Source organism: Parasaccharibacter sp. TMW 2.1884, assembly GCF_023337695.1.
GTDB classification, from domain to species: Bacteria; Pseudomonadota; Alphaproteobacteria; order Acetobacterales; family Acetobacteraceae; genus Bombella; species Bombella apis.
In genome coordinates this window covers 131,610-145,437 of sequence record NZ_QORR01000005.1, presented here as the reverse complement: position 1 = coordinate 145,437, position 13,828 = coordinate 131,610, and the positions used below count along the sequence as shown (strand labels likewise).

Below are 13,828 nucleotides of genomic sequence, written 5' to 3'. Positions count from 1 at the left end.
GGGAATGGTCTAGGCACCCTCTCAGTCGAACGTGGGAGGCGGGGATGATCCCTGCCGTCTCAACCACGGTTCGGGAACTGTAAATTAGGGAGTCCCGGATATGGCCAAAAAAGTAGTTGGCTACATCAAACTGCAGATTCCGGCTGGCAAAGCTAACCCGTCTCCGCCTGTCGGTCCGGCGCTGGGTCAGCGCGGTCTGAACATCATGCAGTTCTGTAAGGAATTCAACGCAAAGACGCAGGGTCTTGAGCCGGGGATGCCGATCCCGGTCGTGATCACCGCCTATGCGGACCGTACCTTCACCTTCATTACGAAGACGCCGCCGAACACCTACTTCCTGCTGAAGGCAGCGAAGATCACCAAGGGTTCCCAGACGGTTGGCCGTGCGTCTTCCGTCGGGTCCGTGACGACATCCCAGCTGCGTGAGATTGCTGAGAAGAAGTTCCAGGACATGAACGCAAACGACATCGATGGTGCCGTGCGTATGCTGGCAGGGTCTGCCCGTTCCATCGGTCTTGATGTGGTGGAGGGCTGAGAACATGGCCAAGAACAAACGTATTGCCGCCCTGCGCGCCAAGGTTGATGGTGACAAGCTGTACTCCCTGAACGACGCTGTCGCTCTGGTGAAGAGCAACGCAACGGCCAAGTTCGATGAGACGGTTGAATTCTCCATCGGTCTCGGTGTTGATCCCCGTCATGCTGACCAGATGGTCCGTGGTCTGATCTCCCTGCCGCACGGTACGGGCAAGACGCTGCGTGTCGGTGTGTTCGCCCGTGGCCCGAAGGCTGAGGAAGCTGCCGCCGCCGGTGCCGAGGTTGTCGGTGCGGAAGACCTGGCCGAGAAGGTGCAGGCTGGTGAGATCGAGTTCGATCGCTGCATTGCCACCCCGGACATGATGGCTCTGGTCGGACGTCTGGGTAAGATTCTTGGTCCGCGCGGCCTGATGCCGAACCCCCGTCTCGGTACCGTGACGATGGACGTCAAGGGTGCCATTGAGGCTGCCAAGTCCGGTCAGGTGGAATATCGTGCCGAGCGTGCCGGTATCGTTCATGCTGGCGTCGGCAAGGCTTCTTTCTCCGAGTCCCAGCTGGCTGAGAACGTGAAGGCTCTGGTGGATGCGCTCCAGAAGGCCCGTCCGTCCGGTGCGAAGGGGACTTATCTGAAAAAGGCTTCACTTTCCTCCACAATGGGGGTAGGTGTGCGTATCGATCTCTCCAGCTTTGAAGGCTGATTGAGGGGAGATTATGGAATCGCCACCCTCCAGGGTGGTGTTCTGGAGCAGCCCAGGCTGCTCCTTTCCTGTCCTAGAACGCATGTGGGTGTCATCCCTTAAAGCCCTTTTCGGGCGCAGGCGTGAGACGGGCAGAGCGTATCAGGCCCTCTGGGTGCGATGCGGTCTTCCTTATCATGGACAGGCGAGCGGGCTCTGTTGTGCCTTTGGGCAGGGCAGGGCCTATGGGTAACCTGGTCCGAGCAATCGGACTAACGAGGAGACAGGTTTTGGACCGTACGGAAAAACGGGCCTTTGTCGAGTCCCTCAGCAAGGTGTTTGGTAGCACGTCCATGGTTGTCGTCACCCAGAATCTGGGTCTGACGGTTGCCGATGCGACAGAACTGCGCCGCAACATCCGCGCTGTAGGTGCGACATACAGGGTTGCGAAGAACCGGCTGGTCAGCCGTGCTCTGGATGGGACCCAGTTCGACGGCATTGCGCCGCTGCTTAAAGGCCCGACGGCCATTTCTTGGTCGGATGAGCCGGTTGGCGTGGCGAAGGTGCTGGTCGAGTTCGCCAAGAAGAATGACAAGCTGGTGGTACTTGGTGGTGCCCTTGGCAATCAGACCCTTACGGCTGATAGCGTCAAGGCACTGGCCTCCCTGCCATCTCTGGACGAGCTGCGTGCACAGCTGGTTGGTATGATCAGTACCCCGGCAACCCGCATCGCAGGCGTCACCCAGGCTCCGGCTGGGCAGCTTGCTCGCGTTCTTGGTGCCTATGCCAGAACAGGCGACACGGAAGCCGCTTGATTAACGGGGTGGCCCGCATGAGCGACGCCGCCTGACATTTACGCATCTTAGAGGATATTATCATGGCCGATCTGGCAAAACTGGTTGACGAACTGTCCGCTCTCTCCGTTCTGGAAGCTGCCGAGCTGTCCAAGCTGCTCGAAGAGAAGTGGGGCGTTTCCGCTGCTGCTCCGGTTGCTGCTGTTGCTGCTGCTCCGGCTGCTGGTGGTGAAGCTGCTGCCGAGAAGACAGAGTTCGATGTTGTTCTGGCCAAGGCTGGTGACAAGAAGATCAACGTCATCAAGGAAATCCGTGGCATCACGGGTCTGGGCCTGAAGGAAGCCAAGGACCTGGTCGAGGGCGCTCCGAAGACCATCAAGGAAGGCGCCACGAAGGACGAGGCTGAGAAGATCAAGAAGGTTCTGGAAGAGAACGGCGCTACTGTCGAGATCAAGTAAGAGCTGTATCCATGCGGTCCCCTTTGGGGGAGCCGTTGGAGCGAGTGGGCGGGTGCTTTATGGTGCCCGCCCCATTTGCCGTTGACAGGGAAGTTGTCTATAGTAAGGCATTCCGTCACGCGTCATAGACAGGATTAAGCCAGCCGTTCAAGTCGTCTGATATTCCATGGGGTTAATGGGATGGTCACATAGCGGACGACTTGAAGGTCTGGTTCAGAGGCAGGATAAGATGGCGATCACAAAATCGTTCACAGGGCGTAAGAGGATCCGCAAGAGCTTCGGGCGCATTCCCGAAATTGCGCCGATGCCTAATTTGATTGACGTGCAGCGGGCTTCCTATGAAGCTTTCCTGCAGATGAATGTGCGCCCCGACAGCCGGGAGCCGGCTGGCCTTCAGGAGGTGTTCCGTTCAGTTTTTCCGATTCATGATTTTGCTGGCCGTGGGCGGCTGGATTTCCAGTATTATGAATTCGAAGAACCGAAATACGATGTGGAAGAGTGCATCCAGCGTGGCCTGACCTATGCAGCCCCGCTGAAGGTCATTCTGCGTCTGACAACGTGGGATATTGACGAGGATACGGGAACCCGCTCCATTCACGACCTGAAGGAGCAGCCAGTCTATATGGGCGACATGCCGCTCATGACGGACAACGGGACCTTCATCATCAACGGGACGGAACGTGTCATCGTTTCCCAGATGCATCGTAGTCCCGGCGTGTTCTTCGATCACGACAAGGGCAAGACACACTCTTCCGGGAAGTATCTTTTTGCTGCCCGTATCATCCCTTACCGTGGTTCCTGGCTCGATTTCGAGTTCGATGCCAAGGATATCATCCATGTCCGCATCGACCGCAAGCGCAAGCTGCCGGTTACCACGCTGCTCTATGCACTGGAAGGTGACAATTACCTCAAGGCTCGTGAAGCCAAGCTGGCCGAGGGTGGTGACGTCGATACACTCGAAGTTGCCGGTATGGATGAGGACGAGATTCTCTCCACTTTCTACGATGTCGTGCCCTTCACCCGCATGGGTGGCGAGTGGGCCCGCCCGTTTGAGCCGGATGCCTTCCGTGGCCTGAAGCTGCTCAGCCCGCTGGTGGATGCTGATACCGGCGAGGTTGTGGCAGATGCCGAGACCAAACTGACAGCCCGTGTCGTTCGCAAGATCGCCGAGAAGACCCGTGTTGTGCAGGTGGGGCGTCTGGATATTCTGGGTCGCTTCATTGCCCATGACCTTGTCAATGAAAAGACCGGTGAAATCTATGCCGAGGCTGGCGAGGAGCTGACGGAAGAGAAACTGGCCGAGCTGGAAGAGCTGGGCCTGAAGGAGCTTCCGCTTCTCGCAATTGACGGGACGCATGGCCCGTGGATCCGCAACACCCTGATGGCGGACAAGAACACCACGCGGGAAGAGGCGCTGATCGATATTTATCGCATCATGCGCCCTGGTGAGCCGCCGACCCGTGAGACGGCAGAAGCCATGCTGCATGGTCTGTTCTTCTCGCAGGACCGGTATGACCTGTCTGCCGTTGGCCGTGTAAAGATGAACATGCGGCTGGATGTGGATGCGCCCGATACGCTGCGGACGCTGCGCAAGGAAGACATCCTGCGGACGGTCAAGATTCTCTGCGATCTCAAGGATGGTCGTGGTCAGGTCGATGATATCGACAACCTCGGCAACCGTCGTGTCCGTTCCGTCGGCGAGCTGATGGAGAACCAGTATCGCATCGGTCTGCTGCGTATGGAGCGCGCCATCCGTGAGCGTATGGGCTCTGTCGATATTGACACGGTCATGCCGCATGACCTGATCAACGCCAAGCCTGCTGCTGCTGCCGTACGTGAGTTCTTCGGTTCCTCCCAGCTCAGCCAGTTCATGGATCAGACCAATCCGCTCTCCGAGGTGACACATAAACGTCGCCTGTCGGCCCTTGGTCCGGGCGGTCTGACCCGTGAGCGTGCAGGCTTTGAAGTCCGTGACGTTCATCCGACCCATTATGGCCGTATCTGCCCGATCGAGACGCCGGAAGGGCCGAACATCGGTCTGATCAACTCCCTGGCCACTTATGCCAAGGTGAACAAGTACGGCTTCATCGAGACGCCGTATCGTCTGGTGAAGGATGGCGTTTTCCAGGACGGCTGGAAGTATCTCTCCGCCATGGAGGAAGAACGCCTTCTGGTGGCGCAGGCCGATGCCAAGCAGAGCGACAATCGTCTGACGGATGAGCTGGTGGCTGTCCGCCAGACCGGTGACTTCCGTCTTGTGCCGCCGGAACAGGTTACCGCCTGTGACGTGTCGCCGAAGCAGCTGGTTTCCGTGGCTGCTGCGCTTATTCCGTTCCTGGAAAACGACGACGCCAACCGTGCGCTGATGGGTTCCAACATGCAGCGTCAGGCCGTGCCGCTGGTGAAGGCTGATGCCCCGCTGGTCGGTACCGGCATGGAAGGCCCTGTGGCGCACGACTCTGGTGCGACCATCATCGCCAAGCGTGGCGGTGTGGTGGACCAGCTGGATGGTGCCCGTATCGTGATCCGTGCGACGGACGAGCAGGGGGCCACCCAGGGCGTGGACATCTACCGTCTGCGCAAATACATGCGTTCCAACCAGTCTACCTGCCTCAATCAGCGTCCGCTGGTGAAGGTTGGCGATCTGGTCGCTGCCGGTGACATCATCGCTGATGGTCCGTCCACCGAACTGGGTGAGCTGGCTCTGGGCCGTAATGTGCTCGTGGCCTTCGTGCCGTGGAACGGGTACAACTTCGAGGACTCCATCCTGATCTCCGAGCGTATCGCCCGGGATGACATCTTCACTTCAATTCACATTGAAGAGTTCGAGGTCATGGCCCGTGATACCAAGCTGGGTCAGGAAGAAATCACCCGTGACATCCCGAATGTCGGTGAGGAAGCCCTGCGCAACCTCGATGAGGCCGGCATTGTCTATGTCGGTGCCGAGGTCAATCCGGGTGACATCCTGATCGGCAAGGTGACGCCGAAGGGTGAAAGCCCGATGACACCGGAAGAAAAGCTTCTGCGTGCCATCTTCGGTGAAAAGGCTTCTGATGTACGTGACACCTCCCTCAAGCTGCCCCCGGGCACGAGCGGGACGGTGGTTGATGTCCGTGTCTTCTCCCGCCGTGGTGTGGACAAGGACGAGCGTGCCATGGCCATCGAGCGGGCCGAGATCGAGCGTCTGGCCAAGGACCGTGATGACGAGCGTGCCATCCAGGAGCGCAGTTTCTACAACCGCCTCAAGGAGCGTCTGGTCGGGCAGGAAGCTGCTGCAGGCTTCAAGGGCGTGCGGGCTGGCACACCGATCACGGCCGAGCTGCTGGGTGAGCATCCCCGTGTGACGTGGCGCAATATTCCTGTTGCCGATGTGGCTGTCATGGCCGAGCTGGAAACGCTGTGCCGTGAGTTTGATGGTGCCATCAAGCGCATCAACAACCGCTTCGACAACAAGGTCGAGAAGCTCCAGCGTGGTGACGAGCTGCCGCCTGGTGTGATGAAGATGGTCAAGGTCTTCATTGCCGTGAAGCGCAAGCTTCAGCCGGGTGACAAGATGGCTGGCCGTCACGGTAACAAGGGTGTGGTGTCCCGTGTCGTTCCTGTCGAGGACATGCCGTTCCTCGAGAATGGTCAGCCGGTTGATCTGCTGCTGAATCCTCTGGGCGTGCCGTCCCGCATGAATGTGGGGCAGATTCTGGAGACGCATCTGGGCTGGGCCTGTGCCAATATCGGCCAGAGCATCGGTGCGATGGTTGATGAATATCAGCGCACGGGTGAGCGTCGGCAGGAGCTGCTGGACCGTCTGAAAGATGTCTATGGTGAGAAGATCTTCAATGAAGATATCGCCACGATGGACAACGATCAGCTGATCGAGCTGGCCAACAACCTGCGCAAGGGCGTGCCGATCGCAACTCCGGTGTTTGATGGTGCCTCCATCCCTGACATCGAGGAGATGCTGAAGAAGGCTGGTGTCAGCGAGAGTGGTCAGTCCCAGCTGATCGACGGGCGTACGGGCGAGAAGTTCGAGCGTCAGTCCACGGTGGGCTACATCTACATGCTGAAGCTGCATCACCTTGTTGATGACAAGATTCATGCCCGCTCGATCGGTCCTTACTCGCTGGTCACCCAGCAGCCGCTTGGTGGTAAGGCCCAGTTCGGTGGTCAGCGTTTCGGTGAGATGGAGGTCTGGGCACTGGAGGCTTACGGTGCTGCCTACACGCTGCAGGAAATGCTGACGGTGAAATCGGACGATGTGTCCGGCCGGACGAAGGTGTATGAGGCGATCGTTCGTGAGCAGGACGACTTTGAAGCTGGTATTCCAGAGAGCTTCAACGTTCTGGTGAAGGAACTGAAGTCGCTTGGTCTGAATGTCGAACTTGAGCAGGGAGGGCTGTGAGGGCAGTGCTTTCCGCTTCTTCTTCATTGTTCATGTTTAACGTGCCGGCGGGACGCCGCCCGGCACAGTGGGGTTTCGGCAAATGAACGAACTCATGAAGATTCTGGGTCAGTCTGGTCAGTCAGGCACGTTTGACCAGATCCGCATCCAGCTCGCCTCCAGTGAGCAGATCCGCTCATGGTCCTATGGCGAGATCAAAAAACCGGAGACGATCAACTACCGTACCTTCAAGCCGGAGCGTGACGGGTTGTTCTGTGCCCGGATTTTTGGTCCGACCAAGGATTACGAGTGCCTCTGTGGCAAGTACAAGCGGATGAAGTTCCGTGGGATCGTCTGTGAGAAGTGCGGTGTCGAGGTGACGCTGGCCAAGGTCCGCCGTGAGCGGATGGGTCATATCGACCTTGCTTCACCTGTCGCTCACATCTGGTTCCTGAAGTCCCTGCCGAGCCGCATTGCCACGATGCTGGACCTGCCGCTCAAGGATGTTGAGCCGGTCCTGTATTTCGAGAAGTTCCTGGTGCTCGACAAGGGCGTCTGCGAGTCCGATCAGGTCGAGTCCTACAAGCACGGCAAGCGTCGTGACCAGTATCTGCTGGATGAAATCCGTTGCGAAGAGCTGATGGATGAATTCGCTGATGACGGTCTGGATGTCGGTATCGGTGCCGAGGCCATCAAGCGTGCGCTGTCCAGCTATGACTGGGGTCTGCCGAACGCTCAGGAGGCCGAGCTGAGCCGTGCTGCCCGGGAGCGTGGCGAGCCGGATCCGTTCGATTACGACGCCGAGGTGATGGACGGCGATTCGGAAAAGACGGTCATGCGCAAGAAGTTGCGCAAGGCGACATCCGAGGCAGCCCGCAAGAAGCTGGTCAAACGCCTCAAGATGGTCGAATCCTTCGTCGAGAGTGGTGCCCGTCCGGAATGGATGATCATGGACATCGTGCCTGTGATTCCGCCGGAGCTGCGTCCGCTCGTGCCGCTGGATGGTGGGCGTTTCGCCACCTCCGACCTGAATGACCTGTATCGCCGTGTCATCAACCGTAACAACCGTCTGAAGCGGCTGATCGAGCTGCGTGCGCCAGACATCATCGTCCGCAACGAAAAGCGCATGCTGCAGGAAGCCGTTGATGCGCTGTTCGACAATGGCCGTCGTGGCCGTGCCATCACCGGGGCCAACAAGCGTCCGCTGAAGTCCCTGTCCGACATGCTGAAAGGGAAGCAGGGTCGCTTCCGTCAGAACCTGCTCGGCAAGCGTGTGGACTATTCTGGCCGTTCCGTGATCGTGGTGGGGCCGGAGCTGAAGCTGCATCAGTGTGGTCTTCCCAAGAAGATGGCGCTGGAGCTGTTCAAGCCCTTTATTTATTCCAAGCTGGAGAAGTACGGGCACGCCACGACCATCAAGGCCGCAAAGCGGATGGTCGAGAAAGAGCGTCCGGAAGTCTGGGATATCCTCGAAGAGGTCATCCGTGAACATCCGGTGATGCTGAACCGTGCGCCGACCCTGCACCGTCTCGGCATTCAGGCATTTGAGCCGAGCCTCGTGGAAGGCAAGGCCATCCAGCTGCACCCGCTGGTCTGCACCGCCTTCAATGCGGACTTTGACGGTGATCAGATGGCCGTGCACGTACCGCTTTCGCTGGAAGCCCAGCTGGAAGCCCGTGTGCTGATGATGTCCACCAACAACATCCTCAGCCCGGCCAACGGCAAGCCGATCATTGTGCCTTCCCAGGACATCGTGCTTGGCCTGTACTATCTGAGCCTCGAGGTGCCCGAGTACCGTCTGACGCCGGATGAAGCCGAGATCAAGGATGGCAAGGTCATCAAGGCGGCTCCGCCTGCCTATGCGGCCGTGGCCGAGATTGAGGCGGCCCTGCTTTCCGGTGCGCTGAAGCTTCATGACAAGATCCGTCTGCGTCTGGATGCTCAGGATGAGGAAGGCAAGCCGGTCCGTCAGATGATCCTGACGACACCGGGTCGCGCCCTGATTGCCCAGATCCTGCCGAAGCATCCGGCCATTCCGTTCAGCCTGATCAATCGTCAGCTGACGAAGAAGCTGGTGTCCGACGTGATTGATACCGTGTATCGTCACTGCGGGCAGAAAGAGGCTGTCATTTTCTGTGACCGTCTCATGGCTCTTGGTTTCCGCCACGCTGCCAAGGCTGGCATCTCCTTCGGCAAGGATGACATGATCGTTCCAGCCGAAAAGACCACTCTGGTCAACAAAACCACCGAAGAGGTGAAGGAGTTCGAGCAGCAGTATCAGGAAGGTCTGATCACCGCTGGCGAGCGCTATAACAAGGTGGTGGATGCCTGGTCCCGCTGTACGGATGAAGTGCAGGCGGCCATGCTCAAGGAGATTTCCAAGCAGGTACCGGGCAAGCCGACAAACTCTGTCTGGATGATGAGCCATTCCGGGGCCCGTGGGTCACCGGCCCAGATGAAGCAGCTTGCCGGTATGCGCGGCCTGATGGTGAAGCCGTCTGGTGAGATCATCGAGCAGCCGATTGTGGCCAACTTTAAAGAAGGTCTGTCAGTTCTCGATTACTTCACGTCCAGCCATGGTGCCCGTAAGGGGCTGGCTGATACGGCGCTGAAGACCGCCAACTCTGGTTACCTGACACGTCGTCTTGTCGACGTGGCGCAGGACTGCATCATTACCGAAACTGATTGCGGTAGCGAGCGTGGCCTCGTTGTCCGTGCGGTGACGGATAGCGGTGAGGTCGTGGCTTCTCTGGCAGAGCGTGCCCTCGGGCGGACCCTGTCCCAGGATGTGTTCCATCCGATGACGGGTGAGAAACTGCTGGAGCGCAACCGTCTGCTGGAAGAAGCTGATGTCGAGATGCTCGAAGGTGCCGGGATTGAAGCGGTGGAAATTCGCTCCGTCCTGACCTGTGACAGCAAGGCAGGCATCTGCGCCCATTGTTATGGCCGTGATCTGGCCCGTGGTACGCCGGTCAACATCGGTGAAGCCGTTGGCGTGATCGCTGCCCAGTCCATCGGTGAGCCGGGAACGCAGCTGACGATGCGTACCTTCCACATTGGTGGTGCGGCGACCCGTGGTGCCGAACAGTCCATGGTCGAGGCCTTCCGTGACGGCAAGGTGACCATCCGTAACCGCAACGTCGTCCAGAATTCCCAGAACGTTCCTGTGGTCATGTCCCGGAACTGTGAGATTCTGCTGATTGACGAAACCGGGGCGGAGAAGGCCCGCTACCGTGTGCCTTATGGTGCCCGCCTGATGGTGTCCGAAGGGCAGGAGGTCAAGCGTGGTGACAAGATGGCAGAGTGGGATCCCTACACGCTGCCGATCATCACGGAGCAGGCTGGGACGGTCGAATATCAGGACCTGATCGACAGCATCACGCTGGTCGAGCGGGTTGACGAGGTGACCGGTCTGACCTCACGTGTTGTCGTGGACTATAAGCAGGCCGCCAAGGGTGTTGATCTGCGTCCCCGCCTCCAGCTCAAGGATGCGGATGGCAATGTGGTCCGTCTCGCCAACGGCAACGAGGCCCGCTACTTCCTGTCTCCTGACAGTATTCTGTCTGTGGAGAATGGGGCCGTGGTCCATGCCGGTGATGTGCTGGCCCGTATTCCGCGCGAGGGTTCCAAGACCCGTGACATTACCGGTGGTCTGCCACGTGTGGCCGAGCTGTTCGAAGCCCGCCGTCCGAAGGACCATGCGATCATTGCCGAAGGTGATGGCCGCATCGAGTTCGGCAAGGACTACAAGTCGAAGCGTTGTGTCATCGTACATAATGACGAGACGGGTGAGCGGACGGATTACCTGATACCCAAAGGCAAGCATATTTCCGTGCAGGAAGGTGACTTTGTCCAGAAGGGTGACCCGCTGGTCGATGGTCCCCGTGTGCCGCATGACATCCTCAAGGTCATGGGGATGGAAGCCCTGTCTGACTATCTGGTCAATGAGATTCAGGACGTCTATCGCCTGCAGGGCGTGAAGATCAACGACAAGCATATTGAAGTGATCGTCCGCCAGATGTTGCAGAAGGTTGAGGTTCTGGAGCCGGGTGATTCCACCTATCTCATTGGTGAGACTGTGGACCGGATCGAGTTCGAGCGGGACAACAGGATGCTTCTGGAGCAGGGGCGTGAGCCGGCAAAGGCCATGCCGATCCTTCAGGGTATTACCAAGGCGTCTCTACAGACGCAGTCCTTCATCTCTGCGGCCTCCTTCCAGGAGACCACGCGTGTGCTTACCGATGCCGCCACATCTGGCAGAATCGATACGCTTGGTGGCCTGAAGGAGAATGTGATCGTGGGCCGTCTCATCCCGGCAGGGACGGGCGGTGCCATGCGGCGTCTGCGTAATCTTGCAGCAGACCAGGCACCGGCTCGCCTCGATAAGGGGAGAGCTGAGGTGGAAGACGCTGCTGAGTGAGGAATTCTGGGGTCAAGCCTCTCTGTTATGGCAGAGAGGCTTGACTCTCGGGCCAACCCAACTTAGGGTCCGCGCCTTAGACAGTTCCCGCCTGTTAAGGTGAAGGAATCGTCCCAGAATAAAAAATAGCATCTGGCACTACTTTTGTTTCTTGGAAAAAAAGGTTAAGTCCAGAGGCAAGTAGCTTTGGAGGAGGGAAGATTCTTTCCTTTCTTCTGTGCAATCGTGCGAAGACAGGCGGTTCAGCCGCATGTCGGTTAGAACGGAATGTCGTGGCGGGGGTTTCCCTGTCAGCATATGGACAAGGATTGGGAAGGGCGCATGCCGACCATCAACCAGTTGATCGCAAAGGGCCGTGAGCCGGCCGCAAAGCGGAACAAGGTTCCTGCTCTGCAGGGATGTCCGCAGAAGCGTGGTGTTTGCACACGTGTTTATACTGTAACGCCGAAAAAACCGAACTCCGCCCTGCGTAAGGTCGCCAAGGTGCGTCTGACCAACGGGTATGAGGTGGTGAGCTATATTCCGGGTGAGGGGCACAACCTCCAGGAGCATAGCGTTGTTCTGATCCGCGGTGGTCGCGTGAAGGATCTTCCCGGTGTGCGTTACCACATTCTTCGTGGTGTGCTGGATACGCAGGGTATCGCAAAACGCCGTCAGCGCCGTTCGCTGTATGGCGCAAAGCGGCCGAAATAAGGGGTATTTGGAATGAGTCGCCGTCATCGCGCTGTCAAGCGTGAGATCCTTCCCGATCCAAAATTCGGAGATGCCGTCATTACGCGCTTCATGAATGCGCTGATGTATGATGGTAAGAAATCTACTGCTGAACGCATCGTTTATGGAGCACTGGAAGTGCTGCGTAAGCGTGGCGGGTCTTCTGCGGACCCGGTGGCCATGTTCCACTCAGCACTGGATAATGTAAAGCCGGCCGTTGAGGTCCGTTCCCGCCGTGTTGGTGGTGCGACCTATCAGGTTCCGGTAGAGGTTCGTGCAGAACGCCGTCAGGCGCTGGCTATCCGCTGGCTGATTGAGGCGTCCCGCAAGCGTGGTGAGAACACCATGCAGGACCGTCTTTCCAATGAGTTGATGGACGCGGTGAACAACCGCGGTGCAGCCGTCAAGAAGCGGGAAGACACTCACCGTATGGCTGAAGCCAATAAGGCATTCAGTCATTATCGCTGGTAATTTTTACCGGTAATAAGGCTTCTGGCCATTTTCTGGTTTCCAGAGTGGCCAGCATGAAGTTTCAGTCATACCTCTGGCCCCTGTGGGTCAAGGTTTTGGAGAGAGACGATGGCAAAGGCTAAATTTGAGCGTACAAAGCCGCATGTTAACATCGGCACGATTGGTCACGTTGACCATGGTAAGACCACGCTGACGGCTGCAATCACAAAGACACTGGCTGAGACCGGTGGTGCGACCTTCAGTGCTTATGACCAGATCGACAAGGCTCCTGAAGAGCGCGCTCGTGGTATTACGATTTCCACAGCTCACGTTGAGTATGAGACGGAAAACCGTCACTACGCTCACGTGGACTGCCCCGGCCACGCTGACTATGTGAAGAACATGATCACCGGTGCGGCCCAGATGGATGGCGCCATTCTGGTTGTCTCCGCTGCTGACGGCCCGATGCCGCAGACACGTGAGCACATCCTGCTGGCCCGTCAGGTCGGTGTGCCGGCTCTGGTGGTCTTCCTGAACAAGGTTGACCAGGTTGACGATCCGGAGCTGCTGGAGCTGGTGGAGATGGAAGTTCGTGAGCTTCTGTCCTCCTACGACTTCCCTGGTGACGATATCCCCATCGTCAAGGGTTCTGCTCTGGCCGTTCTGGAAGATGGTAACCCGGCACAGGGCAAGGAAGCCATCCTGGAGCTGATGAAGGCTGTTGACAGCTACATCCCGCAGCCGGAGCGTCCGGTTGACCGTCCGTTCCTGATGCCGATCGAAGACGTGTTCTCCATCTCCGGGCGTGGTACGGTTGTGACTGGCCGTGTCGAGCGTGGTGAAGTCAACGTCGGTGACGAGGTCGAGATCGTTGGTCTGCGTCCTACCGTCAAGACGACAGTTACGGGCGTCGAGATGTTCCGCAAGCTGCTGGATCGCGGTGAAGCTGGTGACAACATCGGTGCTCTGCTGCGTGGCACGAAGCGCGAAGATGTTGAGCGTGGTCAGGTTCTGGCAAAGCCGGGCACCATCACCCCGCACAGCAAGTTCAAGGCTGAGGCCTATATCCTGACGAAGGAAGAGGGTGGCCGTCATACGCCGTTCTTTACCAACTATCGTCCGCAGTTCTACTTCCGTACGACGGACGTGACGGGTGTTGTGACCCTGCCGGAAGGCACCGAGATGGTGATGCCGGGTGATAATGCTACCATGGATGTCGAGCTGATTGCTCCGATCGCCATGGACGAAGGTCTCCGCTTCGCTATTCGTGAAGGTGGCCGTACAGTGGGTGCCGGCGTGGTGGCTTCCATCAGCGCCTAAGTCCCTGCCGACTTCGGAATCTGGTGCCCCGGTCGAATTTTTTTCGGCCGGGGTTCCATTTCTAGGAGAAATGCAGTAGGACGGCATCC

9 protein-coding genes are annotated in these 13,828 nt (G+C 58.3%); all 9 read left to right on the top strand.

All coding sequences use genetic code 11. The annotated features are described in order from the left end of the window. Positions 1-100: 100 nt before the first annotated feature. The 9 genes from rplK (at position 101) to tuf (ending at position 13,739) form a co-directional block, all read left to right on the top strand. Entirely contained in the window at positions 101-535 is a 435-nt protein-coding gene (gene rplK / locus DTI93_RS08510; protein ID WP_043557819.1) for a 50S ribosomal protein L11, read from the top strand. Positions 536-539: 4 nt separating this feature from the next. Continuing rightward, positions 540-1,232: a 50S ribosomal protein L1 gene (rplA, locus tag DTI93_RS08505; RefSeq protein ID WP_043558313.1), complete on the top strand. Its 693-nt coding sequence runs from the start codon at positions 540-542 to the stop codon at positions 1,230-1,232. Between the two features lie 269 nt (positions 1,233-1,501). Continuing rightward, complete coding sequence (gene rplJ / locus DTI93_RS08500; protein ID WP_043557820.1) at positions 1,502-2,026, top strand: 50S ribosomal protein L10; 525 nt, start codon at positions 1,502-1,504, stop codon at positions 2,024-2,026. A 62-nt stretch (positions 2,027-2,088) separates the two neighbouring features. Next, positions 2,089-2,463, top strand: coding sequence for a 50S ribosomal protein L7/L12 (gene rplL, locus DTI93_RS08495; RefSeq protein WP_043557822.1), 375 nt, complete (start codon positions 2,089-2,091; stop codon positions 2,461-2,463). 229 nt (positions 2,464-2,692) lie between these two features. Beyond that, positions 2,693-6,859 carry a DNA-directed RNA polymerase subunit beta gene (rpoB, locus tag DTI93_RS08490; RefSeq protein ID WP_043557823.1) on the top strand — a complete coding sequence of 1,389 codons (4,167 nt, stop codon included), beginning with the start codon at positions 2,693-2,695 and terminating at the stop codon, positions 6,857-6,859. An 82-nt stretch (positions 6,860-6,941) separates the two neighbouring features. Further along, positions 6,942-11,258 carry a DNA-directed RNA polymerase subunit beta' gene (gene rpoC, locus DTI93_RS08485; protein ID WP_043557824.1) on the top strand — a complete coding sequence of 1,439 codons (4,317 nt, stop codon included), beginning with the start codon at positions 6,942-6,944 and terminating at the stop codon, positions 11,256-11,258. A gap of 321 nt (positions 11,259-11,579) precedes the next feature. After that, positions 11,580-11,951, top strand: coding sequence for a 30S ribosomal protein S12 (gene rpsL / locus DTI93_RS08480; protein WP_023979007.1), 372 nt, complete (start codon positions 11,580-11,582; stop codon positions 11,949-11,951). A gap of 12 nt (positions 11,952-11,963) precedes the next feature. Continuing rightward, positions 11,964-12,440, top strand: coding sequence for a 30S ribosomal protein S7 (gene rpsG, locus DTI93_RS08475; protein ID WP_043557827.1), 477 nt, complete (start codon positions 11,964-11,966; stop codon positions 12,438-12,440). Positions 12,441-12,548: 108 nt separating this feature from the next. Then, positions 12,549-13,739, top strand: a complete 1,191-nt coding sequence (gene tuf, locus DTI93_RS08470) for an elongation factor Tu (protein ID WP_043557828.1) — start codon at positions 12,549-12,551, stop codon at positions 13,737-13,739. Positions 13,740-13,828 lie beyond the last annotated feature (89 nt).